At 63.0% G+C, this 26150-nt stretch carries 25 protein-coding genes and 2 riboswitches; of the genes, 15 read left to right on the top strand and 10 right to left on the bottom strand.

Annotated features, from left to right (window positions below):
- Positions 1-44 precede the first annotated feature (44 nt).
- From otnI to IE091_RS14555, 7 genes are all read left to right on the top strand, one after another.
- A complete protein-coding gene (gene otnI, locus IE091_RS14585) occupies positions 45-842 on the top strand; it encodes a 2-oxo-tetronate isomerase (protein WP_096921969.1) in 798 nt (265 codons plus the stop codon).
- Positions 843-900: 58 nt separating this feature from the next.
- Positions 901-1875, top strand: a complete 975-nt coding sequence (gene denD, locus IE091_RS14580) for a D-erythronate dehydrogenase (RefSeq protein ID WP_189463975.1) — start codon at positions 901-903, stop codon at positions 1873-1875.
- 103 nt (positions 1876-1978) lie between these two features.
- Positions 1979-2977: a TRAP transporter substrate-binding protein gene (locus tag IE091_RS14575; RefSeq protein WP_189463974.1), complete on the top strand. Its 999-nt coding sequence runs from the start codon at positions 1979-1981 to the stop codon at positions 2975-2977.
- Positions 2978-3102: 125 nt separating this feature from the next.
- The gene (locus IE091_RS14570; protein WP_189463973.1) at positions 3103-3696 is read left to right on the top strand and encodes a TRAP transporter small permease; all 594 of its coding nucleotides are present in this window, start codon (positions 3103-3105) and stop codon (positions 3694-3696) included.
- Positions 3693-4970, top strand: coding sequence for a TRAP transporter large permease (locus IE091_RS14565; RefSeq protein WP_039175070.1), 1278 nt, complete (start codon positions 3693-3695; stop codon positions 4968-4970). Before IE091_RS14570 ends, IE091_RS14565 begins: the two co-directional genes overlap by 4 nt.
- Before the next feature lie 120 nt (positions 4971-5090).
- Positions 5091-6548: an aldehyde dehydrogenase family protein gene (locus IE091_RS14560; RefSeq protein WP_189463972.1), complete on the top strand. Its 1458-nt coding sequence runs from the start codon at positions 5091-5093 to the stop codon at positions 6546-6548.
- Positions 6549-6588: 40 nt separating this feature from the next.
- Positions 6589-7461, top strand: coding sequence for an NAD(P)-dependent oxidoreductase (locus IE091_RS14555; protein WP_189463971.1), 873 nt, complete (start codon positions 6589-6591; stop codon positions 7459-7461).
- Between the two features lie 27 nt (positions 7462-7488).
- On the opposite strand, the gene IE091_RS14550 is transcribed toward IE091_RS14555, so the two are convergent.
- Complete coding sequence (locus IE091_RS14550) at positions 7489-8142, bottom strand: TetR/AcrR family transcriptional regulator (RefSeq protein WP_039175073.1); 654 nt, start codon at positions 8140-8142, stop codon at positions 7489-7491.
- A gap of 106 nt (positions 8143-8248) precedes the next feature.
- Between IE091_RS14550 and IE091_RS14545 the strand changes: the two genes are divergently transcribed.
- Positions 8249-9436 (top strand): efflux RND transporter periplasmic adaptor subunit, encoded by a 1188-nt coding sequence (locus IE091_RS14545; RefSeq protein ID WP_229800850.1) that lies wholly within the window; start codon positions 8249-8251, stop codon positions 9434-9436.
- A complete protein-coding gene (locus tag IE091_RS14540; protein ID WP_189463970.1) occupies positions 9423-12491 on the top strand; it encodes an efflux RND transporter permease subunit in 3069 nt (1022 codons plus the stop codon). The genes IE091_RS14545 and IE091_RS14540 overlap by 14 nt, the downstream gene beginning before the upstream one ends.
- Here IE091_RS14540 and madM read toward each other — a convergent pair.
- The 4 genes from madM to IE091_RS14520 all read right to left on the bottom strand — a co-directional run bounded on the left by madM (position 12488) and on the right by IE091_RS14520 (position 16806).
- The gene (gene madM / locus IE091_RS14535) at positions 12488-13249 is read right to left on the bottom strand and encodes a malonate transporter subunit MadM (RefSeq protein WP_039175076.1); all 762 of its coding nucleotides are present in this window, start codon (positions 13247-13249) and stop codon (positions 12488-12490) included. The genes IE091_RS14540 and madM overlap by 4 nt on opposite strands.
- Positions 13250-13264: 15 nt before the next feature.
- Positions 13265-13699: a malonate transporter subunit MadL gene (gene madL / locus IE091_RS14530; protein ID WP_039175078.1), complete on the bottom strand. Its 435-nt coding sequence runs from the start codon at positions 13697-13699 to the stop codon at positions 13265-13267.
- Positions 13700-13888: 189 nt separating this feature from the next.
- Complete coding sequence (locus IE091_RS14525; RefSeq protein WP_189463969.1) at positions 13889-15433, bottom strand: malonate--CoA ligase; 1545 nt, start codon at positions 15431-15433, stop codon at positions 13889-13891.
- A 38-nt stretch (positions 15434-15471) separates the two neighbouring features.
- Positions 15472-16806, bottom strand: coding sequence for a malonyl-CoA decarboxylase (locus tag IE091_RS14520; protein WP_096923385.1), 1335 nt, complete (start codon positions 16804-16806; stop codon positions 15472-15474).
- Between the two features lie 132 nt (positions 16807-16938).
- Between IE091_RS14520 and IE091_RS14515 the strand changes: the two genes are divergently transcribed.
- Positions 16939-17601, top strand: a complete 663-nt coding sequence (locus IE091_RS14515) for a GntR family transcriptional regulator (protein WP_189463968.1) — start codon at positions 16939-16941, stop codon at positions 17599-17601.
- Between the two features lie 48 nt (positions 17602-17649).
- Here IE091_RS14515 and IE091_RS14510 read toward each other — a convergent pair whose 3' ends face one another.
- Positions 17650-18891 carry a D-amino acid dehydrogenase gene (locus tag IE091_RS14510; protein WP_039175082.1) on the bottom strand — a complete coding sequence of 414 codons (1242 nt, stop codon included), beginning with the start codon at positions 18889-18891 and terminating at the stop codon, positions 17650-17652.
- Between the two features lie 59 nt (positions 18892-18950).
- Positions 18951-19058: riboswitch (glycine riboswitch) on the bottom strand.
- Positions 19059-19149: riboswitch (glycine riboswitch) on the bottom strand.
- A gap of 128 nt (positions 19150-19277) precedes the next feature.
- Here IE091_RS14510 and IE091_RS14505 point away from each other — a divergent pair.
- Complete coding sequence (locus tag IE091_RS14505; RefSeq protein ID WP_016915216.1) at positions 19278-19571, top strand: hypothetical protein; 294 nt, start codon at positions 19278-19280, stop codon at positions 19569-19571.
- 157 nt (positions 19572-19728) lie between these two features.
- Entirely contained in the window at positions 19729-20256 is a 528-nt protein-coding gene (locus tag IE091_RS14500) for an HPP family protein (RefSeq protein WP_016915214.1), read from the top strand.
- Here IE091_RS14500 and IE091_RS14495 read toward each other — a convergent pair.
- The gene (locus tag IE091_RS14495) at positions 20247-20834 is read right to left on the bottom strand and encodes a gamma-glutamylcyclotransferase (RefSeq protein WP_039175083.1); all 588 of its coding nucleotides are present in this window, start codon (positions 20832-20834) and stop codon (positions 20247-20249) included. The two genes, IE091_RS14500 and IE091_RS14495, sit on opposite strands and share 10 nt — an antisense overlap.
- 75 nt (positions 20835-20909) lie before the next feature.
- On the opposite strand from IE091_RS14495, the gene IE091_RS14490 reads away from it, so the two are divergent.
- From IE091_RS14490 to IE091_RS14480, 3 genes are all read left to right on the top strand, one after another.
- Positions 20910-21161, top strand: a complete 252-nt coding sequence (locus IE091_RS14490; protein WP_229800849.1) for an arginase family protein — start codon at positions 20910-20912, stop codon at positions 21159-21161.
- A gap of 26 nt (positions 21162-21187) precedes the next feature.
- Positions 21188-22054 carry a sirohydrochlorin chelatase gene (locus IE091_RS14485; protein WP_189463967.1) on the top strand — a complete coding sequence of 289 codons (867 nt, stop codon included), beginning with the start codon at positions 21188-21190 and terminating at the stop codon, positions 22052-22054.
- A 114-nt stretch (positions 22055-22168) separates the two neighbouring features.
- Entirely contained in the window at positions 22169-23755 is a 1587-nt protein-coding gene (locus IE091_RS14480) for an ABC-F family ATPase (RefSeq protein WP_189463966.1), read from the top strand.
- 1 nt (position 23756) lies between these two features.
- Here IE091_RS14480 and IE091_RS14475 read toward each other — a convergent pair whose 3' ends face one another.
- The 3 genes from IE091_RS14475 to IE091_RS14465 all read right to left on the bottom strand — a co-directional run bounded on the left by IE091_RS14475 (position 23757) and on the right by IE091_RS14465 (position 26132).
- Positions 23757-24350 (bottom strand): cell division protein ZipA C-terminal FtsZ-binding domain-containing protein, encoded by a 594-nt coding sequence (locus tag IE091_RS14475; RefSeq protein ID WP_189463965.1) that lies wholly within the window; start codon positions 24348-24350, stop codon positions 23757-23759.
- Between the two features lie 28 nt (positions 24351-24378).
- A complete protein-coding gene (locus IE091_RS14470; protein ID WP_189463964.1) occupies positions 24379-24846 on the bottom strand; it encodes a TspO/MBR family protein in 468 nt (155 codons plus the stop codon).
- Between the two features lie 167 nt (positions 24847-25013).
- Positions 25014-26132: an alkene reductase gene (locus IE091_RS14465; RefSeq protein WP_039175090.1), complete on the bottom strand. Its 1119-nt coding sequence runs from the start codon at positions 26130-26132 to the stop codon at positions 25014-25016.
- Positions 26133-26150 lie beyond the last annotated feature (18 nt).

Genomic DNA, 26150 nt, shown 5'->3' with positions numbered 1-26150 from the left:
TTGGACCCCTTTCACCAGGTACTGGATAACAACAAGAGCACGCCATGATTCGATTAGCCGCCAACCTCAGCATGCTGTTCAACGAACACGCCTTTCTCGACCGCTTTGCTGCTGCCGCCGAGTCGGGTTTCAAAGGGGTCGAGTATCTATTCCCCTATGCGTTTGCCGCGCGTGATGTGCAGCACGCGCTCAAGGATGCCCAGTTGGAGCAGGTGCTGTTCAATATGCCGCCAGGCGATTGGGACGCCGGTGAGCGTGGCCTGGCCAGCCTGCCGGGCCGGGAAGCCGAGTTTCGCGATTCGGTCACGGCGGCGCTGAGCTACGCCGAGGCGCTCGGCTGCCCGCGGGTTCATGCCATGGCGGGGCTGTTACCGGACAACGCCGATGCCGCGACCCAGGCAGAGCACCACGCCACGTATATCCGCAATCTGCGTTTTGCGGCGAACGAGGCGGCCAAAGTGGGCCGCGACATTCTCATCGAGCCGATCAATACGCGTGACATGCCGGGCTTTTTTCTCTCTCGCCAGGCCCAGGCCATGGCGGTACTGGAAGAGGTCGGTGCCAAGAATCTCAAGCTGCAGTTCGACCTTTACCACTGCCAGATCATGGAAGGCGACCTGATTCGCCATCTCGAACGCCAGTTCAGCGCCATTGGCCATGTCCAGATTGCCGGGGTGCCTGATCGTCACGAGCCCAATGTGGGCGAGGTGCACTACCCCGCCATTTTCGAACGCTTGAGCGCGCTGGGATATCGCGGCTGGGTTGGCTGTGAATACCGCCCACAAGCCGCCACCCGAGCGGGGCTGTGGTGGGGAGCACCCTGGGGGTTGACCCCACGCTGAGCACCACGCTGAGCCCCCCGGCCACCAACAATAACAACGCCATATCAGGAATCACATCATGCATATTGCCATCACCGGCGCAGCGGGTTTTCTAGGTCAGCGTCTTGCCCATCAACTGATCCAGCGGGGCGAGCTTCGCCAGCAGCCGATCACCCAGCTCACGCTGATCGATCAAGTGGAAGCCCCCGCGCCCGATGCAGGTAGCATCACCGTGTCCTCGTGCGCCGTGGACATTACCCAGCCCCAGGCCCTCGACGACGTGCTGGATCAGCGCCCTGACGTGATCTACCACCTGGCGGCCGTGGTGAGCTCCGCCGCCGAAGCCGATCTGGAGCTGGGCATGCGGGTCAACTTCGATGCCACCCGCGCCTTGCTGGAAGGCTGCCGCCTGCGCGGCCTGCACGCGACACGCTTGATCATGGCCAGCTCCGTGGCGGCCTACGGCGGGGCGCTGCCGGACGTGCTAGATGACATGACGGCCTTGCACCCGCAGAACTCCTACGGTGCCCAAAAGGCCATGTGCGAGCTGCTCATCAATGACTACAGCCGTCGCGGCGAGATCGATGGTCTGGTGCTGCGCCTGCCCACCATCGTGATTCGCCCTGGCCGCCCCAATGCGGCAGCCTCCAGCTTTGCCTCCAGCATCTTGCGGGAGCCGCTCAATGGCGAAACGACCATTTGCCCGGTGCCCACCACCCTTGAGATGTTCGTGATGTCGCCGGGCAAGGTGGTCGACGCGCTGGTGCATGGCGCCCAGGTGCCCAGCACAGCGCTGGCACCGTTCCGTGCCTTCATGCTGCCCGGCATCACGGTGAGCGTGGCCGAGATGCTCGATGCCCTGCGCAGCGCCGCAGGCGAAGACGCGTTCTCGCTCGTTCAGCATGAGCCCGACCCGCGCATCGAAGCGATTGTGGCCAGTTGGCCCGCACGCTTCGAAACCGCCAAGGCGCGCCAGCTCGGCTTTGTCGGTGACGACGACTTCACTCAGATCATCGAACGCTTCATGGCCGAGCAGCACCATGAACGCGCCTGATGTGGCTGCTTTTCCATCTGCCTGGCAAGGCAGGTAACCCATAGGAAGGCCTTGCGCCTTCTTGAAACACCCACCCTCACAACAACACCAAGAGGGATACATCATGACCAAGCGCTTCACCCGACATGCTCTCGTGACCGCCATGAGTGCCGTGGCCACCGCCAGCATCGCCCTGCACGCCCAGGCCGCCACCGATATCAGCCTGGGGCATACGCTCTCTTCTACCTCCCACTACTCGGTGGGCGCCAAGGCGTTCAAGGAGACACTCGAACGTTTATCCGACGGTGCCTTTACCGTCACCGAACACGCCTCCGGCTCCCTCGGCGGTGAGCGTGAAATGATCGAAGGGCTGCAGATCGGCACCGTGGATGTGGTGATCACCTCCAGCGGCCCGCTGGGTAACTTCGTACCCGAAACCTACGTGCTGGACCTGCCGTTCCTGTTCGAAAACTACGACCAGGCCCGCTGCGTGCTGGATAGCGAGATCGGTGACGAGCTGCTCGAGAAGATGAGCGACCATGACCTGGTGGGCATGGCCTGGTCGGAGAACGGTTTCCGCCATCTCACCAATAGCCAGCGTGAAGTCGCCAGCCCCGAGGATGCCAACGGCTTGCGGGTACGCACCATGGAAAACGCGGTGCACCAGGAAGCCTTCCGGCAGTTGGGCGCACGGCCCACTCCCATGGCCTTCCCTGAACTCTTCACGGCGCTGCAGCAGGGTACCGTCGACGGCCAGGAAAACCCGATCACCGTCATCGTGGCCACCAATTTCTGGGAAGTGCAGGACTACCTCTCCCTGACCGGACACGTCTACTCCCCGGCCATCGTGCTGGGGTCGCCGATCCTGCTGGATGGCTTGAGCGATGAAGAGCGTGACTGGTTCATGCAGGCGGCAGCGGCATCGGTGGACGCCACCCGTGAAGAGGTCTCGCGTCTGGAGCGTGAAGGGGTAGCGCTGCTGGAAGCCAATGGCATGCAGGTGAAAACCGATATCGATCCGGCACCTTTCCAGGCGGCCGTAGAGCCCGCCTACGAGATCTTCACGTCGCAGTACGGCAGCGAGATGCTCGAACGCATTCGTGAGAAAGCGGGCAGCTGCTGAGTACTGTCTTTACGCGCTTTCTCGACGAACTGTCTCGACGAACTGTCTTGACGAGCTTTTCTGACGCACTTTCTCAACGTCGGCCTCTGGCAGTGCCAGAGGCCATTCAAGCAGGGTGATCCTTTATGCTATCGGTCTTGCTCCGTATCGAGCATCAGTTAACCCGGCTGGCCCTGATGGTGGCGGTGCTGATGCTGGTGGTCTCGGTCACGCTGAGCTTCTATCAGGTGTTGACCCGGTTCGTGTTCAATGCGCCTTCCACCTGGACGGAAGTGGCATCCCGCGCCTCCATGATCTGGTGCGTGTTCATGGCCGCAGCGGCCACCTTCAGAGGTGGTTACATGATGGCGGTAGAAGTGATCTATAAATGGCTGCCGCGCCGAGGGCTGCTGTTGCTCGAAGTGGTCATCGTCGCCTGCTGTCTGCTGGTGCTGGGGGTGATGTGCTATTACGGCATCCTCATGACCCTGCGGGTCAGCAACCAGGTGATGTCGGGCATGAACATCTCCATGTCCTGGGCCTACGCCGCGATCCCGACCGGCGCGACCTTTGCCATGATCTCGGTGATGGCCAGGCTGGCCGCACAGCTCAGTGGGCGTGAGCCCGTAGGGCCGGAAAACAGTGAGGTGCTGCCGGAAGTTGCCATGCTGCAACCCGCCGAACAGCCGAACGCTGAACAGACCAACGCTGAACAGACCAACAAAGGGACGCCCCTATGAACATGGTGATTGGCCTGTCGCTGATTATTCTCTTCACCTTCGGCGTGCCCATTGCGATCTCCATCGTGCTGGCCTCCATCATCGGCATCGAGTTCTTCACCCGGCTGCCGCTGTTGCTGGTGCCGCAGCAGATGTTCATCGGGATCGACAAATTCCCGCTGATGGCCATTCCGTTTTTTATCCTGGCGGGTAACTTGATGGCCGCCGGGGGCATTTCCCAGCGGCTGGTGGATCTGGCCAAATCCATCGTCGGGCGGGTGCAGGGCGGGCTGGCCATGTCCTGCGTACTGACCTGCATGATGTTTGCGGCGGTGTCGGGCTCCAGCGTGGCCACCACCTTTGCCATTGGGGCCATTCTGATTCCGGCGATGGTCAAACATGGCTATCCCAAACCGCTGGCCGCTTCCATTCAAGCGTCATCGGCGGAGCTGGGAGTACTGATTCCTCCCTCCATTCCGCTGATTCTGTACGGCGTGAGTACCGATACCTCTATCGGGCAGCTGTTCCTGGCGGGGATTGGGCCAGGCATCCTGATCGGCGTGGCGTTGATCATCTTCCTCTACCTGTTCTGTAAAGTGCGTGGCTACGGCAAGGACGATTACAAGGACAGCACGGGTTTCATGACGTCATTGAAGCGTGCCTGGGTGGCGCTGCTGATGCCGGTGGTCGTGATTGGCGGTATCTACGGCGGGGTGTTTACGCCCACGGAAGCCTCGGCGGTGGCGGTGTTTTTTGCCCTTATCGTGGGGGCGTTCTACTACCGTGAATTAAAGTTGGCGGACCTGGGGCCTATCCTGCGCCAAAGCGTGATCTCCACGGCGGCCGTCATGTTGATCATTGCCGCTGCCGCGCTCTTCAGCTTTTTACTGAGCCGTACCGGGTTGCCCGCGCAAATTGCCACGCTGGTAACCAACACCATTGAAAGCCCGATGATGTTCTTGCTGGTGGTCAACGCGCTGCTGCTGATCGTCGGCATGTTCATCGAAACCTCGGCGGCGATCCTGGTGCTGGCACCCATCCTGACCCCCATCGCCATGCAGTTTGGCATCCACCCCGTGCACTTTGGCCTGGTCATGGTGGTCAACCTGGCGCTGGGCATGATCACCCCGCCGTTGGGCGTCAACCTGTTTGCCGCCTGTGCCGTGGCCAGGATCTCCATCGATCAGATGCTGCCGTGGCTGGTGCGTTTCGTGCTGGTGGTGCTGGCATGTCTGATGGCGATTACCTACATGCCATGGATTTCCATGGGACTGGTCAATCTCTTCTATGGTTAAAGGACCTGTGAGGTTAAAGGACCTGTGAGGTTAAAAGCGTGCGGGGATAGAAAACGTTCGGGATCAAAGAGCCGTCTGTATTAACCGTAATGACCACAATGACAATAAAAGGAGCCCCTGATGTCGCATACCATCGGCCTGCTGTCGCAGCAGGCGCTGATTGGAGGAGAGTGGGTCGATACCGCGCAGACCCTGCAAGTAGATGCCCCGGCCACGGGGGAGCCGTTGACCCGCATCGCCCGGTGCCAGGCCGAAGAGGTAGATGCCGCCGTGCAGGCGGCCCGCAAGGCCTTCGCCGGGGAGCTTGGGGAGTGGGCACGCTGGTCGGCGCGCCAGCGCGGTGAGTGGCTGCTGCGCTTTGCCGACGTGATCGAATCACAGCATGAGCAGCTGGCGGCGCTGGAGTGTGCGGATACCGGCAAGCCCATGACGCAGGCCAAGGGAGACATTGCCGCCTGTGCCCGCTATTTCCGCTTTTATGGCGGTGCCGCCGACAAGCTGCACGGTGAGACGATCCCCTTCGAGACGGACTTTGCCGTGATGACGCTGCGCGAGCCCTACGGTGTCTGCGCCCAGATCATCCCCTGGAACTACCCCGCCCAGATCTTTGGGCGCTGTGTCGCAGCGGCGCTGGCGGCGGGCAACACGGTGGTGCTCAAACCTGCCGAAGATGCCTGCCTGAGCGTCATGCGCCTGGCGGCGCTCGCGGTGAACCATGGGCTGCCCGAAGGCGCTCTGAACGTGGTGCCGGGGTTGGGCGTGGAAGCGGGTGCTGCGCTGGCTTCGCACCCCTGGATCGACCACCTCTCGTTTACCGGATCGCCTGAAACCGGTACCCGCGTGGCGCAGTTCGCCGCCCAGCACCATGTCCCGATTACCCTGGAGCTGGGTGGCAAGTCGCCGCAGCTGGTGTTTGCCGATGCCGACCTGGACGCCGCGCTGCCCGCCGTGGTGCGGGGCATCGTGCAGAATGCCGGACAGACGTGCTCGGCGGGTAGCCGACTGCTGGTGCAGCGGGAGATCGCCGATACGGTCGTTACGGCCCTTGCCCAGCGTTTTGCCGAGCTGCGCTGCGATGCGGGGGAAGCCGATGCCGACTGCGGCCCGCTGATCAACGAGCGTCAAAAACTCAAGCTGGAAGCCCGCCTGGCCGCCGCCGAAGCCGATGGCATCCAGGTGGCGGGGCAGGGGCAGTTGGCGCCGAGTGCGCCTGCCGGCGGGCACTTTGTGCTGCCACGGTTGCTGACGAACATTCCTGAGGGCCACGACGTACTGCGTGAGGAGCTGTTTGGGCCGGTACTGGTAGTGCAGGTGTTCGATGACGAGGCACAGGCTCTGGCGCTGGCCAACGCCACCGACTTTGGCCTGTGCGCCGGGGTCTGGACCCGTGACGGAGGGCGCCAGCTGCGCCTGGCCAAGGGCATTCGCAGCGGCCAGGTCTTCATCAACAACTACGGCGCGGCAGGCGGTGTCGAGCTGCCGTTTGGCGGGGTCGGGCGCTCGGGCCACGGGCGTGAAAAAGGCTTCGAAGGGCTGCGCAGCTATACCCGCATCAAGACCGTGGCCATCAAACATTGAGCGCTATCAACCATTGAGAGCTATCAACCAGGAGAGCACCATGACGACCGTTTATCGGGTAGGGCTTGTCGGCGTTGGCTTGATGGGCCACGGCATTGCCAGCAGCTTGCTGCGCGCGGAGCATTCGCTGTGTTTTCTGGAGCACGCGGGCAACCAGCCTGTGGAGGACTTGGTGGCGGCAGGGGCCGTGCCGCTGGCCAGTGGGCGGGAGGTTGCCCAGCAGGCCGATATCGTCATTCTGTGCGTGACCGGCTCACCGCAGGTGGAGGCCGTCCTGTTCGAACCCGACGGAGTGCTGGAAGGGCTGCGCCCCGGCAGCGTGGTGGTGGAATGCTCCACCGCCCTGCCCAGCTCGACGGCCCAGGTGGCGGCCCGTGTCGCGGCGGCAGGCGGGCGTTTCATGGACGCCGCCATGACGCGCACGCCCAAGGAGGCGGCCGAAGGGCGTCTCAACCTGATCGTCGGCGCGCCCACGCCGCTGTTCGAGGAGCTGCGGCCGTTGCTGGCAGCCTTCGCCGAAAACATCGCTCATGCCGGTGACGTCGGGGCGGGTCACACGCTGAAGCTGCTGCACAACTTCGTCTCGCTGGGCTTCTCGGCGGTGCTGGCGGAAGCCACGGCGGCATCGCGCAAGGCGGGCATCAGCGCCGATGCCCTGCTGGAGGTGCTGGGCGCGGGCGGCGGTGGCGGCGTGGTGCTGGAGCGTCTGCGCCCTTACATCGCCCACGACGACCCCTCCGGCTTTCGGTTTTCGGTCGCCAACGCCAGCAAGGACCTGGGCTACTACCACACCATGACCCACGAGCTGGGCGTGACTGGCGACATGGCTGGCGCCGTGCACGCGCTGTACCGCTCGGTGCCGGACCAGCAGCTGTCGATTCCTGAAGTCATCGGCGTGCTGGAGCAGCGCTGACCTACCTAATGCCGCCTATGGCCAGTCTCACCGCTTGCCATAAGCGGCCAGAAACACATCCACTGCCCCGGTGATCTGCCGCTTCAGCTCGTCCTCCGAGGGCGGCAGGCGAACCCCCATGCGGACCTCCTTGATCAGCATACCCTGCCACATGCTGCATAGCTGGTCGGCGGCCTGGGCGGGGGCTGGCAGCGAAAGGTGCCCTGCGCTGGCCAGGCCCTCCAGCTTTTCCTGAAGCCATTGGCTCATGGCCCAGGGGCCTGCTTCGAAAAAGGCCTGCAGCAGCCTGGGGTGCTGCTCGCCCTGATTGCTCATGACCCGCTCCACGGCCAACACGTGGGGCTCCATTAGAAACCGCACCATGCTGATGCCCACCTGAATCAACGACTGGCGCACGCCATCATGGGTGTCCGGCAATTGCTCCAGCCCCTGGCGAATCGACGCGGTTTCCCGACGAATGACGCTGCCGAACAGTGCTTCTTTCGTATCGAAGTGCCCGTATACCGTCACTTTGGAGACCCCGGCTTCCTTGGCCACGGCTTCCATGGTGACGGCATCCGGGCCGTTGCGCAGAAACAGGCAGGCGGCGGCATCCAGCATGGCATCGCGTTTGGCCAGGTCCTTGGGGCGGCCCGCGCTACGTTTCTGGCCAGCCGGAGAGGGGGGGGAAGCACTGGTCATGCCATTCATCCATGGGTTGAAAAAAGTGAAAAATAATTATTGAACGTTGCCGTACACATATTATAGTTGAACGCCAACGTTCAATAATATACCCGTCGAGGCCAGCATGGGCACGCACAACTTGGGTACGCACCACCTGGGCACACACACTAAAACAAGGCGATATTGGCTGGGCAGCGTGCTGGCGTCCCTGCTGACCGTGGGCGCCACCGCCGCCGTGGTCGTCGTGCTCACCAGTCAACACACCAGCGCCCAGCAGCTGCGCCAGCAAGGGGCCGACAACGCCTTGCTCCAGGTGGCTACCCAGCCCCTGCAGCTGGCCACTGAAATGCGCCGCGAGGTGAAGCTGACCGGGCGAGTAGTGGCGCGCCAGTCGGTGTCACTGGCCTTCGAACCTGCCGGGCGGGTCATCGACATCCGCGTCGATCGCGGTGACCGGGTGGAACAGGGCGAGGTGCTGGCTCGCCTGGACACCCGCCGCCTGGAAAGCCGCCTGGCCGAAGTGGCGGCGCGCAGCGAAGAGGCGCGTGCAGCGCTGGCGCTGGCCCAGCGCCAGGAAGAGCGCGAGTCGCAGCTGAATCAGAGCAACTTCGCCAGCCGCACGGCCCTGGACCAGGCGAGAACGGAGCGTCTCAGCCAGCAGGCGCGGCTGGCGGCTCTGGCCGCCGAACAGGAGAGCCTGTCGGCGGATCTGGCGGACAGCACGCTGACGGCGCCGTTTGAAGGGCAAATCGTGGCTCGGCAGGTGGACGTAGGCAGCCTGGTCAGTAGCGGCACGGCGGCCTTCGATCTCGTCGATACCCGCCAGTTGGAGGCGCACATTGGCCTGCCCGCCCGGCTGGCGGGCACCCTGGCGGCGGGGGATACGGTGACGGTAACGGTGCACGGGCAAGCCTTCGAAGGTGACGTGCGCGCCCGGCTGGCCCAGGTGGACAACGACAGCCGGACACAAACGCTGGTCGTGGCACTGGCAAATCCCGAGAACGTGGTGCCCGGCGATTTGGCGACGCTGACCTACACGCTGGCCGAGCCTGCCGAAGGGTACTGGGTGCCGCTGTCGGCCCTGCGTGCCAGCGACCGAGGCCTGTGGAACGTACTGATTGCCGAACCGCTGGAAGACGAGCGTTACCGTGTCGCTACCGCCAGCGTCGAGCTGCTGCATACCGAAGGCGACCGCGCTTTCGTGCGTGGTACGCTGCTGCCGGGCATGCAGCTGATCACCCAGGGGGCTCACCGTATCGTGCCCGGCCAGCAGGTGACGTTAGCCAGAGGCATTGCCCATGACGCGTCTTGAGTGGCTGTTCAACCGGCGCTTGCTGGCGCTGACGCTGGGCCTGCTGGTGGTGGCGGGCCTCTCGGCGATCAATACCCTGCCCCGCGCAGAAGACCCCCACCTGGTGGCGCGCATGGCGACCGTACTGGCGCCGTTTCCGGGCGCCACGCCCGAGCAGATCGAAGCGCTGGTGGCGCGCCCCATCGAAGACGAGCTGCGCACCATTGCCGAGATCAAGGTACTGGAGTCGACCTCGCGGCCGGGCATCGCGGTGATCAGCCTGGAGCTGGAGGATAGCGTCACCCAGGTGGTGCCGATATGGAGCCGGGTGCGCGACAAGCTCAGCGATATCGCCCCCTCCCTGCCCAGCGGTGTGCAAACCCCTGAGCTGCTGGATGATCGTGGCTACGCCTTCAGCCTCGTGGCCGCGCTGCGCTGGACACAGGACACGCCCCCCAACGCCCAACTGATGGAGCGTTACGCCGAGCGGCTGGAAGACCAGTTTCGTCGCGTGGCAGGCACCGAATATACCCATCGGTTTGGCGTGGCGGGCGAGCAGGTCGACGTGCTGGTCGACCCGCTGGAGCTGAATGCGCTGGGGCTTTCGGTGGGCCAACTGGCATCGGCCATCGACGCCAGCGACGGGCGCCGCACGGCGGGCCAGGTCATCACCCAGCAAAACCGCCTCACCGTGGGCATGAGCGGCGAGTTCGATGCGCTGGACCGCCTGCGTGACGTCAGCATCACGACCCGCCAGGGGCAGAGTGTCCGGCTGGGCGAAATCGCCGAGCTGCGCCGTGGTGTCCAGGACCCGCCCGCTGCCGTGGCACTGTTGAACGGTGAGCGAGCCGTCTTCGTTGGCGCACGCATGGCGCCCGGCCAGCGTATCGACGCCTGGGTCGAGCGCGCTCAACAGCAGCTGGCCGAATTTGCCGAGGAGCTGCCCGTCGGGCTGGCGGTAGAGGAGGTATTCGAGCAGGCCAGCTACACCCAGCAACGGCTCGGTGATGTGGCGCTGAGCCTGCTGATGGGGTTGATTCTGGTGGTGGCCATTCTCTTTCTCAGCATGGGCTGGCGCTCGGCGCTGACCGTCGGGCTGGCCATCCCGGCCACGGCGTTGCTGACCCTGGCGTTTTTCCGTCCGCTGGGCATGGAAATCCATCAGATGAGCATCACCGGTATTATCGTGGCGCTGGGGCTGATGGTGGATAACGCCATTGTCATGACCAACGCCCTGCGCGAGCGCTTCCTGAAGGGCGACTCGGTGCTGGCGGCCACCCGCGATACGCTGCGTCATCTTGCCGTGCCGCTGCTGGCCAGTACGCTGACCACCATTCTGGCCTTCATGCCCATCGTGCTCATGCCCGGCCCTGCCGGGGAGTTCGTGGGGCCGCTGGCCATGGCCGTCATGGTCGCGCTGGTCAGTTCGTATCTGGTGTCGCTGCTGCTGGTGCCTGCGCTCTCGCCGCTGCTGCTGGCCAAAGTGGCCGATAGCGCCCGTGTGCCCCGTGACAATGCCATCAAACGCGCCTTTCGCGGGACGGTCGCCAGTGCGCTGCGCCACCCGGTCGCCGCCATGGTGATGACCCTGTGTGTGCCGCTTGGCGGGATGGCGCTGATGCCGACCCTCGACGTGGCGTTTTTCCCGCCCGCCGACCGCGACCAGTTCCATATCGAGGTGAGGCTACCGGCGGCCAGCAGCATGGCCAATGCCCAGGCGCTGGCCCAGGAGGTGGAGCGCCAGGTTCGCGAGGTTCCCGGCGTCGTACGAGTATCGGCCTTCATCGGCGAAAGCGCGCCGATGATGTACTACAACGTGCTGACCCAGGAGGACAATAACCCGGCGTTCGTTCACCTGATCGTGGATACCACGTCGCTGGACGTGACCAACCGCGAAGTGCCGGGCCTGCAGCAGGCGCTCGACCAGCACTTTCCCCAGGCTCAGATCGTGGTACGAAAATATGAACAAGGCCCGCCGTTCAAGGCGCCCATCGAGCTGCGGGTGTATGGAGATGACCTGGAGGTGCTGTCGCAGCTGGGACAGGAGCTGGCCGGGTTGATGCACCAGTTGCCTCAGGTGACTCACGTCCGTGCCGGGATGCAGCGCGACTTGCCCAGGCTGACGCTGCAAGTAGATCAGGCGGCCCTGGGGGATGTGGGGCTGACGTATCAAAACCTGGCCGATCAGGTCAGCGCAGCGCTCTCCGGCCAGCCCGCAGGCCAGGTGCTGGAAGATACGCAGCAGCTTCCCGTGCGAGTACGCTACGCGGCGGAGTGGCGCAGCGATGCCCAGCAGCTGGCGGCGCTGCGTCTGGTCAGCGACCAGGCCAGTGAGGGGCTGCCCCTGGCAGCCGTTGCCGATACCGCCCTGACGCCTGCCTGGAGCGTGATTACCCGGCGAAATGCCGAACGTGTCCAGCTGGTGCAGGGCTTCCTCGTGTCCGATGCGCTGCCAGCGGTGTCCATGGCACAGCTGGATGCCAAACTTCAGGCCGCCCAGGCGGATGGTACGTTGGTGCTGCCCCCCGGGTACCGTATCGAGACCGGCGGTGAAGCTGCCGAGCGTGACGAGGCGGTGGGCCAGCTGCTGGCCTCGGTGGTCTTGCTGGTGATCGCCATGGTGGCCACCGTGGTGCTGGCCTTCAACTCCTTCCGTCGCGCGGCCATCGTGTTCATTGCCGGAGCCCAGGCCACCGGCATGGGAATCGTGGCCCTGTTGCTGAGCGGCCACGCGTTTGGCTTCGTGATCATCGTGGGCATCATGGGGTTGGTGGGGGTGGCCATCAACGCGGCCATCATCCTGATGGCTGCCCTGGATGACGACCCGGCCGCTCGCCAGGGTGACCTGTCGGCCATGCTGGCGGTGATCAGCGGCCCAACCAGTCGGCACATCGCATCGACCACCATCACCACCTTTGCCGGGTTGATCCCGCTGATGTTGGCGGCTGGGGGGCTATGGCCCCCCTTCGCGCAAACCGTCGGGTTTGGGCTGTTGCTCGCCACCCTGGTGTCGTTCTTCTTCACGCCCGCGCTGTATCGCTTGTGGGTGGCGAGGGGGGCGGTTGCTCGCGGTTAGAAAATGGCCCGCACTGCCAGGTAGAGCACCGATGGTGCCAGCAGGGCACCCAGCCCTGTGTAGAAGGTCGCCGTCATGGCGCCGTAGGGCACCAGCCGCGGGTTGGTGGCGGCAAGGCCTGCCGCGACCCCGCTGGTGGTGCCCATCAGGCCACCGAAGATCATCGCCGAGCGGGGGTTGTCGAGCCCAATATGCCGGGCCATGGCGGGCGTCATGATCATCACCAGGATGGACTTCACCAGACCGGCGGCAATCGACAGCGCAATGATGTCCGAGGACGCCCCGATCGAAGCCCCGGCAATGGGGCCGACGATATAGGTCACCGTGCCTGCGCCGATGGTGGTCAGGGACACCGGGTCCCGGTAACCGAAGGCGAAGGCCACGGCGACCCCGGCCACGAACGAGAGCACCACGCCAAGAAACAGCGCCACGACGCCGCTCATGCCCGCCGTGCGAATCTCCTGAAAGCGAACGCCATAGGCGGTGGCGATGATGGCCAGGTCGCGCAGCATGCCGCCGCCCATCAGGCCCAGCCCCGCGAACAGGCTGATGTCGGCCAGCCCCTTGCTGCCGCCCGTGGTGATCCCGCCCACATAGGCAAGCGCCAGGCCGACCATGATGGCAATGGCAGAGCCATGCACGCGGCCTTTGGTGAGCTTGTCGCTCAGCACGTATGAGAGATACATGGCACCGCCCACCAGGGCAAAGGCCGCCACCAGATGCTGTCGTTCCAGTTGCGTAAACAGTGATTCGATCATCGTCAAAGCCTCGGGTTAGCGCGCTTGGCTGGGCGCTGGGCGGGAGTGAGGTTGGGCATCGGCAGCAGGGCTTGTGGCTTCGTCGCCGTCATCGACGGCTGGCTCGCGCCGCCCAAACAGGGGGATGACCAAAAAGCTGGCCATGACGGCCACGAAGCCCGCCAGAATGGCGATCATGCCGCCATCCAGCGCCGCCGCGACATCCTGACTGGCGGCCATGGCCACCACGATGGGAATGTACATACCGTTCCAGAACGTGATCCCGCTCTCGGTACTGGCCGGCATTTTCTTCTTGTCCATGAGATAGCCGCCCAGAAAAATCAGCAGCAACATGGCGATACCCACACCGCCAACATTGGATGTAACGCCGAGCATCATGCCCAGCACGTCACCGGCCCAAAGGCCCACCAGCATGCACCCTGCCAGCAGGGCAACACCGTAAATCACCATGGTCATTTTCCTCTATTGTCATTGTTGTTAGGTAGTGCGTGTTCGATGGGCCGCCGTGTCTGGTTTCCTCGGTCGCGGCGGCGCCATCTTTCCCGTCAGCGGGGAATTCGTGCGTGTTCTATTGCTAAGTTCTATGGCTAGGTTCCAGGACTAAGTTCCAGGACTAAGTTCCAGGACTAAGTGCTATGACTAAGACAGGGCCGCGTGGCTTGCGTGGCGCTCGAAGGTGTCGGCGTAACGCTCGCGCAGCTGGTTTTTCTGCACTTTGCCCATGACGTTTCTGGGCAGCGCTTCCACGAACACGATGTGCTTGGGTTGCTTGTACCTGGCCAGCTCGTTTGCCAAGGCGGCGCGAATCGGCTGTTCATCCACCTGGTCAGGGGATGCCGGGACCACCACGGCGACCACGCCTTCGCCCAGGTCGGCATGGGGGACACCAACCACCGCCGACTCCAGAACTCCGGGAAGGTCATCGATAATGGCTTCGATTTCCTTCGGGTAAACGTTGTAACCACCTGAAATGACCAGGTCCTTGTCGCGGCCGACAATGTTCAGGTAGCCGTGCTCATCGATTTTTCCCAGGTCACCGGTAATGAAGAAACCGTCTGAGCGAAACTCGGCGGCCGTCTTTTCGGGCATCCGCCAGTACCCCTTGAATACGTTGGGGCCGCGCAGCTCCACCATGCCGGTCTCGCCATCTGCCAGGGGGGTGCCCGATTCACGGTCGGTAATACGCACTTCCACGCCGGGCAGCGGCATGCCCACGGTTCCAGGCCGACGCTGGCCGTCATAGGGGTTGGAGGTGTTCATGTTGCTTTCGGTCATGCCGTAGCGCTCGAGAATCGCATGGCCGGTGCGGGCTTCGAAGGCTTCATGGGTGTCGGCCAGCAAGGGTGCAGAACCGGAGATGAACAGCCGCATGTGGGCGGTGGCCTGCCGATCGAGCCGGGGTGACTGCAGCAGGCGGGTGTAGAACGTGGGCACACCCATCAACACCGTTGCCTTCGACATGCGCGTAATCAGGTCTTCCACCTCCAGCTTGGGCAAGAAGGTCATGGAGGCGCCATTCACCAGCGTGATGTTACAGGCCACGAACAGGCCGTGGGTATGGAAGATGGGCAGGGCATGCAGCAAGTGATCGTGCTCGCTGTAGTGCCACGCTTCGGTCAGCGCCTGGCAATTGGACGCCAGGTTGCGGTGGGTCAACATGGCGCCCTTGGAGCGCCCCGTGGTGCCGGAGGTGTAAAGGATGGCGGCCAGATCGTCCGGCCCGACCTGGCAGACGTCGCTGGTTTCCTCCACCTGTGCCAGGTCGTGCATCAAGCTGCCGTCAGCCTGGGTGCCCAGGCTGACGATATGCGTGACGCCGCTGGCCTCGCCGTGCTGGGTGGCACTGTCGAGGTCGTCGGGGCGGCAGACATAAATATGCGGCTCGGCATCGGACAGAAAGTAAGCGATCTCCTTGCCCGTGTACGCCGTATTGAGCGGCAGGTACACCGCCCCCACTTGCAGGCTGGCCAGATAGAGCATCAGCATCTCGGGGCTTTTGTCGATCTGCACGGCTATGCGGTCGCCGGGCTGAAGACCCCAGGCGCGTAATCGGCTGGCCAGGCGGCGGCTGGTCGAGAGCACATCCCGATAGCGATACTGGCGGCCATCGTCGGTATCCATCAATACCTTGTCAGGCTGGCGCTCGAAGTGGGGGTAGAACAGGCTGAAAAGATTATGGTTCATGGTGGGTCCTTGTTGTTGTAGTGAAGTCAGGGTCATGCCTAGGCCTCGACGGTCATGTAGTGCTGTGCCTGGCTTGCCAGGCGGCGAATGTCGCTGGTGCATACCACGCTCTGCTGTTGGCTGAAGGCTTCGTGGTTCTGCTCGATGCGATTGAGCTGGTAGAGGTAATTGACCATCACCCCATGGGCCTGCTGCCACCCTTTGGGGGACGTGTCGGCGGGCCAGTTGAGGCGGTGCAGGCTGGCGCCGTTCCCCAGGTGGAAGCGGGCCACCGGGTTGAGCGGCTGGCCGCTCTTGTGTTTGACCTCGGTGAGGTAGTAAGCCACCAGGCGCAGCAGCGCTTTCTGGTTCGCGGAAGGCGTGTCGTGCTGGGTCAGCGTGCCTTCTTCCAACTGCTGTTCCAGCGCTTCGGGCAGCGTGACCGCCCCCGAGCGGCGCTGGGTGGCCAGCCACTCCGCAAAGCCGGGCACCGGGGAAAGGGTAACGAAGTTCTTCAACTGGGGCAGTTCGCGGCTCAGCTCCTGCACGACCTGCTTGATCAGGAAGTTGCCGAAGGAAACGCCCTTGAGCCCCGCCTGACAGTTGCTGATGCTGTAGAACACGGCGGTGTCGGCATCGGCCAGCGGCAGCTCTTCTTCGTTCTCCAGAATGGCCTGGACGTTGTCGGGAATGCCCTTGCACAGCGCGACTTCCACGAAAATCAGCGGCTCATCGCCCGTGGCAGGGTGGAAAAAGGCGTAGCAGCGGCGGTCTTCCGGGTCCAGGCGGCGGCGCAGCGCGGTCCAGTCGCTGATCTCATGCACCGCCTCGTAACGGATCAGTTTTTCCAGCACGGCCGCCGGGGTGTTCCAGTCGATGCTCTCCAGCACCAGAAAGCCGCGGTTGAACCACGAATTGAAAAGATGCGAAAAGTCGGCATCCAGGGCCGCAAAGGAGGGCGAGGCGCTGAGCCGTTTCAGCAGGTTGGCGCGCATCTTGACCAGCTCGTAGGTGCCTCCCGGGCAGAGGTTGAGGCGGCGCAGCAGGTCTTGCCGCCGGGGCTCGCAGGCGCTGAAAAGCCGCGCCAGGGCTTCGTTGTCCTGGCGCTCGCGGTACACTTGGTAGGCTGTGTGTATCTGTTCGGGGTCAGCCGAGTAGGCATTGGCCAGCAGCGAGAAAAACGCGTCCTGTTCCTGCTCGGTCAATTGGCTATAGTGGCTAAGGGCTGCTTGAGCGGTCAGTATTTGCGTGGCTTCGCCACCTGGCAGCATCAGCTTTTCACAAGCGTCGAACAGCCCCTTGAGGTGCACTTCGGGCGAGTAGGAGGTCACCGAGCGGTATTTGGTGCGGGTGCGTTCACTGATGTTCGTGAGCAAGCCCTGTAAAAACGTCATGTTCATCTGCATACATCTGGCTCCGCGCATGATTGTTATGAGATTGTGGCTGCAAGGATGTTTCGATGCGATGTGTTATATATAACAAATAGACTTTTAAAATATTTCAGTCAAGGGAAACAGAGGCGACTTATGGCTAAGGTGTCACAGGCACATCGACTGCGCGATCTACTGGAAGACGCCATCGTGGAAGGGCGCTTTCTTCCGGGCGACCGCCTGGACCCTGATGCGCTCGCGCTGGAGTATCAATGTTCCAGAACGCCCATCCGGGAAGCCATTCAGCAGCTGGCCATGTCGGGCATGGTGCAGGTGGTCGCCAAGCGCGGCACTTTCGTCACCGAGCTGAGCATTTCAGAGCTGGTAGAGCGGTTCGAGGTGATGGCTCAGTTGGAGGGGCTATGCGGCCGGTTGGCGGCGCGGCGCATCAACGCCGACGAGCTGGCACTGCTGCAGGACGTTCATCGAGCCTGCCAGGCCAAGGTGGAGGCAGGCGACAGCAATGGTTACTACTACGAGAACAGCCTGTTTCACCAGCGCATCTACGAAGCCAGCCATAACCAGTTCCTGGCGCAGGAGGCCGCGCGGCTGCATGCGGCCCTGCAGCCTTATCGCAGAATGCAGCTACAGGTGCGCATGCGTCTGGAAAGCTCGTTTGCCGAGCACGACGCCATTGTGGCGGCGATAGCGGCAGGGGAGGCCCAGCAGGCGGAAACCCTGCTGCGCGACCATGTGATGATTCAGGGGGAGCGCTTCAATGACCTGGTGGCGTCGGTGCAGCAGCTCAAGAGGGCGTAGCCTGCCAGGCGCCTGATCGGCGCCCGGCAGGGAGCGCAGGTGCCAGCCTTACCGCGAGGCCGCCAGCGGTGTGGCCACGGTGGTATCCACCGCATCCGCCAGCATCTCGGCGGTGATGGCCGAGAGTGTCCAGCCCAGGTGGCCGTGGCCCGTGTTGTAGAACACCGTCGGCAAGCGGCCCGGGCCCACTTTGGGCAGCATGTTCGGCATCATCGGGCGCAGGCCAGCCCAGGGTACGACCCGCTGGGTGCTGACACCGGGAAAGCACTGCTCCACCCAGCGCACCAGCGGCTGAATGCGGTCGTTGCGAATGTCGCGATTGGCACCGTTGAACTCTGCGGTGCCCGCCACGCGGAAGCGGTCGTTGCCCAGGCGGCTGGTCACCAGCTTGGTTTCGTCATCCAGCAGGCTCACGGTGGGGGCGGCCTGTTGCGAGGCTTCGTCGTCCAGCTGCACGGTGATCGAGTAGCCCTTCACCGGGTAGATATTGACGCGATCACCCAGCTTGGCGGCCACCGCCCGGCTGCCGACCCCGGCACACACCACCACGCTGTCGAAGCTTTGCTGCACCGCCTCGCCATCGACCACCGCCTTGACCCAGGCGCTGTTCTCATCGGCGCCCAGGTCGGTCACCTGATGGCCGTAGTTCAGGCGCACGCCGCGTTTCGCGGCGGCTTTCGCCAGCCCATTGGTGTACTTGTGAATATCCCCCGTGGCGTCACTTTCGGTAAAGAAACCGCCGTAGTAGCTGCCGGCCAGTGTGGGTTCGATGGCGCGCATTTCATCAGGGGTCACCGCGCGGCGTTCGAGCCCGCCCTGGTGCAGTAGCTGCGATACCCTGGCGGCATGCTCATAGCCTGCCTTGTCGCGGTAGATATGCAGGATGCCTTTCTGCTTCACGTCGAAATCGATCTGCTCGTCACGGGCCCACTGGAACAGGTGTTCTCGGGCGGCGATGGCCAGGCGGGTCGTTTCGGTGGTGTTGTCGGCATAGCGAGGAATGGCGGCGATGAATTCCGCAAACCAGCTCAGCTTGTGCCAGCTCGGGCGCGGGTTCACCAGCAGCGGGGCGTCGTTCTTGAGCATCCAGCGCAGGCCCTTGATGACCGTGGGCCAGTGGTTCCACACCTCTGCGTTGGAGGCAGACAGCTGCCCACCGTTGGCAAACGAGGTTTCCATGGCGGCGTAGCGATGCTTTTCGAAGACGGTGACGTCGAAACCGCGCTTTACGAGGGCGTAGGCACTGGTGATGCCAGTGATCCCACCGCCAATGATGGCAATGCGTTGCATGAGTCTCTCCACAGATTGTATGAGCGTCGGGCGATACCCCCGGCAGCCTATTGGCCGGGCGTACCCCTTCCGTCATGGAACCTGAGAGATTCACGCCGCTGGAATGGCGCTTGCTCCTTCGGTGGGCTGAGTGACGCAGTCATCAACCGCTCTTCGGAACGTCATGGATGGCCGTCGCGGTCCGTTGGCCTGAGAGTTTCCGGGGTCGTTGCTCCTTCGGCGCTGGTGGCAGGCACCAGTCTCTCCCGCGATGGCATACTGACGTTGTAACGCGACGGTGCTAAAAAGGGAATAGGCGAAAGGTGGAAACATGAGCAGCAGCTGCTTTGCCAGCCACCGCGTTTTCGCTGACAATAGCGAATCCCTTCGAGCAATGGAAAAAGCGCATGCAGGCAAACGGATTTTTTGAGGGCATTGGCGAGGCGATTGGCGATGCGATCCGCATCGTGGTCGAGTTCTTGCTGGGTATCTTCACCAACTTTTTCGGTGCCTTCGACGATTTCATCGGCGGGCTGACGCGCTCGCTGGGCATCAACGACTCGTTTTTGAGCCTGGCGATTCTGCTGATTGGCCTGCTGGTACTGTGGGGCGGGCTGCGTGCGTTTTTGCGTGGCTCCATTATTGGCGGCATTTTCCGCACGCTGATTGGGCTGTTTATCCTGTCGTGGCTGATGATGTAGCACCGCGGCGGGAGGGCAAACGCTAAGGCGTCGGCTCGTCCGGCTGTCTTCGGTAGCGTTGGCTTGAGCGAATCTCATCTATCCATGACGCATTGTCATTTGCTTCTTTGGTGCATTTTGTCATCATCTGCACTCTTTTTGTGCAAAGGCGAGTGCGATGAAAACGTATCTTGGCAAGATGCGCGGAGAACGAACGCCGCGCCCCCGGGTAGGCTGGCAGGATGCCTGCTGGTCGTGGCTGGGTGCCTTTACTGGCATGGCGCTGATTTGCTGGCTAAGCGCCGAGTGGCTCTCCCAGCAGCTGTTGATCGTGGGCTCGTTCGGAGCAACCTCGGTGCTGATTTACGCCGCCCCGGAAAGCCCTTTTGCCCAGCCCAGCCATGTGCTGTTTGGCAGCGTGCTCTCTGCCTGTGTGGGCGTGGGCTGCTATCAACTGTTGGGGGCCACGCCGCTGTCGATGGCGTTGGCGGTGTCGCTCTCCATTTTGGTCATGCAGCTTACCCATACCGTTCACCCGCCAGGGGCTGCCGCTGCGCTGATTGCCGTGGCAGGCGGTGCCAGCGTGCATCAGTTGGGCTGGTGGTATCCGCTGATCCCCATTGGCGCAGGCTGCATCGTCATGCTGGTGGTGGCGATTCTGGTCAATAACCTGGCGCGCCACCGCCGCTATCCGCGCTACTGGTAGCGCTGTAGCTGCGCTTCCAGGGCAAAAATATGTGCATCCTCGGTGCCCAACTCGCGCAGCGCTTGGGCGAGGTTCAGCAAGTAAGCGCTGTTGGGGCCGCTGGGGCCATGGGCCTGGGCTATTTGCTGGGCGATATCGGCCAGCGGGGCATCGCCTAAAAACGCCGGGTTGTCTTCGCTGGCCAGATAAATCAGCCCCTCGCTAGGCGCTTGGTCGGCGTCAGGGTTACCCGTTTCATCCAAAAACGTCAGCGTGACTTTTTCCCGCAGGTAGCCGTTTTTCTCCCGCACATCCAACGGTGCGAGCACCTCTGGGGTGATGCGGTAGGCCATGCCGTGACACACCGCGCCTTCGGCCCGAGTCAACGTCGCCACTCGCCCCGGCGCGTCCGGCGTGCCGCGGTGGTCGTGGGAGCCCTGCCAGAAGCGCCGCGCCCAGCCGGTAATCGCTGCAGGCCGGCGCTCTAAATAGTCAAAATCGGCTTTCCAGATCAGCGAACCGTAGCCAAAAAGCCAGATATCCGCATGGCCGTCGAAGAAGTTTCTTTGCTGGTTTAACGTCGTGGTATCAAGCAACATAAGCGATCTACATTTGTGACCAAAGTGGCTGCACGCGCATGGCGTTAACGGTGGTTCATCATCCGGGTTATACGATTGATTTACCAGCTAGACGTAGTGCTCTATGACGCGGGCGTAGATGTGCATCACGACGACCGCCTAGGCTACCTCTCACTGAGCAGCGACGGCCTCTACGCCCGCGACCGCTATGTGCTCGATCTCTGCCGTCACGCGGCCATTCCCGTGGCGGCGGTGATTGGTGGTGGCTACGACCGCGACATTACCGCCCTGGCCACACGCCATGCCTTGCTGCATCGCGCGGCGGCAGACGTACTGGCGGCTCATTAACGCTCCGATTGAAAAGGATGAACCCGATGCGCGCTATTTTTCTGGTCGATAACGGCTCTCTGCGGCCTCAGGCAACCCACAGCCTGCGCCGCGTGGCGGCAGCGCTGAGCGAGCAGGTGGGCGACACCGTTCAAGCGGCTTCGCTGCTGCACTCCAACAAGATCCCCGCTGAAGAGGTCGATGGTATTCCGGCCATTACCCTGGGCCCCGCCGCCGAGCGCAGCGCCGAAGCGGGGGCCACCGAGATCGTCGTGCTGCCGTACTTCTTTGGCCCCAGCCAGGCGCTGACCGGCTACTTGCCCGAGCGGATGGCGGCCCTGCAGGCCCGTTTTCCCCAGGTGAAAGTACGCGTTGCCCAGCCGCTGGTGGACGAGCGGGGCGGTAACGACCTGCGCCTGGCCGCGCTGCTGGCCGATCACGTGCGCGCGCAGTTGCCCGATCGGCAGGCGGCCAGGGTGGCGCTGGTAGACCACGGCAGCCCGCTGCCGGAAGTCACTGCCGTACGCAACCGCTTGGCGGGGCAGCTCAGCGCGCTGCTGGCCGATGACGTGCACTGCGTGGCGGCAGCCTCCATGGAGCGCCGAGAAGGCGATGCATACCGCTTCAACGAGCCGCTGCTGGAGCATCTGCTGGATACGCCCGAGTTCAGCGCCAGCGGCGACGTGGTGCTGGCCATGCTGTTTCTCTCGCCTGGCCGCCATGCCGGGGAAGGTGGCGACATCGCCGAGATTTGTGCCGCCGCCGAACAGCGCCACCCAGGCCTGCGGGTGCGGCCGACGGCGCTGGTGGGCGAGCATCCTGCGATTGTCGATATCCTGGCCACGCGACTTCGCCAAGCACTTGATGGCGAACGCTTTCTACTGGAAATGCCCGCCCAGCCGCCAAACGCCTGATGACCGGAAACGCGCCGGGGAGATGTAACGTCGCCCAAAGGCGCGTAGAATCGCGTGCTTTTGCACGCGTGCCGCTCTTCCACCAGGGCTATTTCGCCAACCAGGGTTTCTATCTTGATCGCAACCGCCAATATCACCATGCAGTTCGGGGCCAAGCCCCTGTTCGAAAACGTCTCCGTCAAGTTCAATAACGGCAATCGCTACGGCTTGATTGGCGCCAACGGCTGCGGCAAGTCTACCTTCATGAAAATCCTCGGCAGCGAGCTGGAGCCCTCTTCAGGGCAGGTGATGCTGGACAGCAGCACGCGGCTGGGCAAGCTGCGTCAGGACCAGTTTGCCTATGAGAACGAGCGGGTGATCGACACCGTCATCATGGGCAACGCGGAGCTGTGGAAAGTAGCCGCCGAGCGGGAGCGGATCTACTCGCTGGCCGAGATGAGCGAAGAAGACGGCATGGCCGTGGCCGACCTGGAAGTGCAGTATGCCGAGCTGGATGGCTACACCGCCGAGTCCCGCGCGGGCGAGCTGCTGCTGGGGCTGGGCATTCCGCTGGAGCAGCACACTGGCCCCATGAGCGAAGTCGCCCCCGGCTGGAAACTGCGCGTGCTGCTGGCCCAGGCACTGTTCTCCGACCCGGACGTACTGCTGCTCGACGAGCCCACCAACCACCTGGACATCAACACCATCCGCTGGCTGGAAGATATTCTGAAAGCGCGCAGCAGCACCATGGTGATCATTTCCCACGACCGTCACTTCCTGAACAGCGTCTGCACCCACATGGCCGACCTGGATTACGGCGAGATCACCCTGTTCCCCGGTAACTACGACGACTACATGACGGCGGCCACCGCTGCGCGTGAGCGTCAGTATGCCGACAACGCCAAGAAAAAAGCGCAAATTGCCGAGCTTCAGCAGTTCGTCAGCCGCTTCTCGGCGAACGCCTCCAAGGCCAAGCAGGCCACCTCTCGGGCGCGCCAGATCGACAAGATCAAGCTGGAAGACATCAAACCCTCCAGCCGCGTCAGTCCGTTCATTCGTTTCGACCAGAACAAGAAGATTCACCGCAACGCGGTAAACGTCGATGCCATTACCAAAGGCTACGACGGCGAGCCGCTGTTCAAGCGTTTTTCCATGACCGTGGAAGCGGGCGAGCGGATTGCCATTATCGGCCCTAACGGCATTGGTAAAACCACTCTGCTGAAAACCCTGGCCGGTGACCTGCGCCCCGATGCTGGCGAAGTGAAGTGGACCGACGCCGCCGAGCTGGGCATCTTCGCCCAGGACCATGCCGACGACTTCGCCAATGACGCCACCCTGTTCGAGTGGATGAGCCAGTGGACCAAAGGGGGCGAGCAGGTGGTGCGCGGCGCGCTGGGCCGCATGCTGTTTTCCAGCGACGATATCGGCAAATCGGTGAAGGTGATTTCCGGCGGCGAGCAGGGGCGGATGCTGTTCGGTAAGTTAACGCTCACCAATCCCAACGTGCTGCTGATGGACGAGCCCACCAACCACCTGGACATGGAGTCCATCGAAGCGCTCAATCTGGCGCTGGAGAACTACCCCGGCACGCTGCTGTTCGTCAGCCACGACCGCGAGTTCGTCTCCAGCCTGGCCACGCGCATCATCGACATGCAGCCGGAGGGCATCGTCGACTTCAGCGGCAGCTACGACGACTACCTGCGCAGCCAGGGCGTGATCTGAGTCAGCCGATGATCTGCGCGTAAGTGGATTCGCTGGCCGGTTCTCGGTCAGCGTCCAGCATCTTCCCGCTGAAGGTCTCGTTCATCTCCTTGGCGAGCTCTACATACACGTGCATCTGCTGATTGCGGCGTTTATGCAGCGGCGGCTTCACAAGCAGGCTCACACCACGGATCGGCTCGTGGGTTTCGCCCCTCAGCAGGTCGGGCATTTCCCCCGGCGGAAAGGCATTGGCCACGGTGACGGGGTTGGAGGGCTGCTGGCCGTCGATCAGAAAGACTTTCTTGATGGCATCGTAATGGGCGCCTTTTTCCCTCAGCCACTCGGTCAGTCGGGCATCGGTCGAGGCATCCGGCTGATGGAAGATGACGAACAGCGAATGCTGTTTTACCTTGCCGGTTCGTTTGGTGGGCGGCGGCGGAGGCTCTTCAGCGGGCGGGGGCGTGGTGTCCTTGGCCACGGCGGGGGTGGGCTCTACGGCCTTTTCCCTGGCACGCCGCCGCTTGGGCATGACGACGTAGATGAAGATCAACGCGGCCACCACGCCCAGTAACAAGGAGGCGAAAGCCAGCAGTACGGGAAGAGAAGTCATATCCATGGAGTGAATCCCTGTTGTCCGTTAACGCCTAGGCGCTATTCAACCGCCAGATGGATGCATTGAGCGCCAGGGCCAGCGCGACCCATAGCCAGTAAGGCACCATCAGCCACGCAGCGAGGGCATTGACCTGAGCAAATAGCGCGATGGTGAGCGTAATCAACCCCAACAGCAGCACGATATCCGCCAGCGCCACCGCAATACGCTTGCGCCCAAAGAAAAGCCAGGACCACGCCGCATTGGCCAGCAATTGCGCGCCATAGACGGCCAGGCTGGCACTGCGCAGAGGCGCATCTTCGGTCATGTAGACCCGCCATGCCGCGATGGCCATCAGCAGGTAAAGAATACCCCAGGCAATGGGAAAAGCGAGGTCGGGCGGTGTCCAGCGGGGCTTGCGCAGTGCCCGGTACCAGCCGTCGGGGCGAAAGCGTGCCCCCGTCATGGCGGCGGCTCCCACCAGCAGTAGCGAGACGAGCAGCGCCATCAAAGAACCGAACATGAGCGACCTCTCCAGCAGTAGGGGTATCGCGTTAAAACGATAGAATCAACAGATTAACAGCGTTTCACGCGTTCAAGGCATAAAAAAAGCACCACCTGAGTGATGCTTTTCATGCTTAAGGGTTCCCCCCGGTGGGGAAACCCCGAACACGCGTTGGCCTGAAATGCTTAGCCGATACGGTCGTAACCGTTATCCAGGAAAGGATAATCGGTGTAGCCCTTTTCGTCGCCGCCGTAGAAGGTTTCGTGGTTCGGCTCGGTCAGCGGAGCGTTGATGCGGAAACGCTCCGGCAGATCCGGGTTGGCGATGTAGGGGCGGCCAAAGGCCACGGCATCGGTGGTGTTTTCCTTGATGCGCGCTTCGGCACGTTCGGCGTCGTAGTTGCCGCAATAGATCAGGCTGCCGCTGAAGCGCTCGCGCATCTGCTCGCGGAAACCATCGGGGAAGGTGATATCGCCACCGGCCCAGTTGGGCTCGTTCAGGTGCAGGTAGGCCAGGCCGCGCTTGGAAAGCTCTTCGGCCATGTAGAACGCCATGGCTTCCGGCTCGTCGTCGGTCAAGCCAAACAGCTCGATGAACGGCGTCATGCGGATGCCGACACGCTCGGCGCCAAACACGTCCACCACGGCATCGACCACTTCCAGCGGGAAGCGGGCACGGTTTTCCAGCGAGCCGCCGTACTGGTCGGTACGCTGGTTGGTGCCGGTGGCCAGGAACTGGTTCAGCAGGTAAGCATTGGCAGCGTGTACTTCGACCATGTCGAACCCTGCCCGCTTGGCGCGAATGGCCGCCTGACGGTAATCCTCCACGATACCGGGGATCTCGTCGGTCTCCAGCGCGCGGGGCGTGCTGGTGGGGTGCTGGCCCGCGGTGCCGTCTTCGAACTCGACGAAACACTGGGCGCCTTCCCCTTTCAGGGCGCTGGGGGCAACCGGCTGCTGGCCATCGGGCTGCACCATCTCATGGGAAACGCGGCCCACGTGCCATAGCTGCAGGGCAATTCGGCCACCCTTGGCATGCACGGCATTCACCACTCCTTTCCAGCCCGCTTCCTGCTCATCGGTCCAGATGCCGGGCGTATAGACATAGCCACGAGCCGTAGGGGAGATATTGGTGGCTTCGCTGATGATCAAGCCCGCGCCTGCACGCTGGCCGTAATAAGCTTCCTGCATCTTGCCCGGCACGCTATCCGGTGTGCGCGAACGGGTCAGCGGCGCCATGATGACGCGGTTAGGAAGGTTCAGGCTACCCAGCGTGGTGGGGGACAGCAGCGTTTCGTACGCCATGAGGCAAACTCCTTGTAA

Origin of the sequence: Vreelandella hamiltonii (genome assembly GCF_014651775.1) — a bacterium.
Classification (GTDB): Bacteria; Pseudomonadota; Gammaproteobacteria; order Pseudomonadales; family Halomonadaceae; genus Vreelandella; species Vreelandella hamiltonii.
Note: the sequence above shows the minus strand (reverse complement) of the source record. Positions and strands in the feature narration are given on the sequence as shown.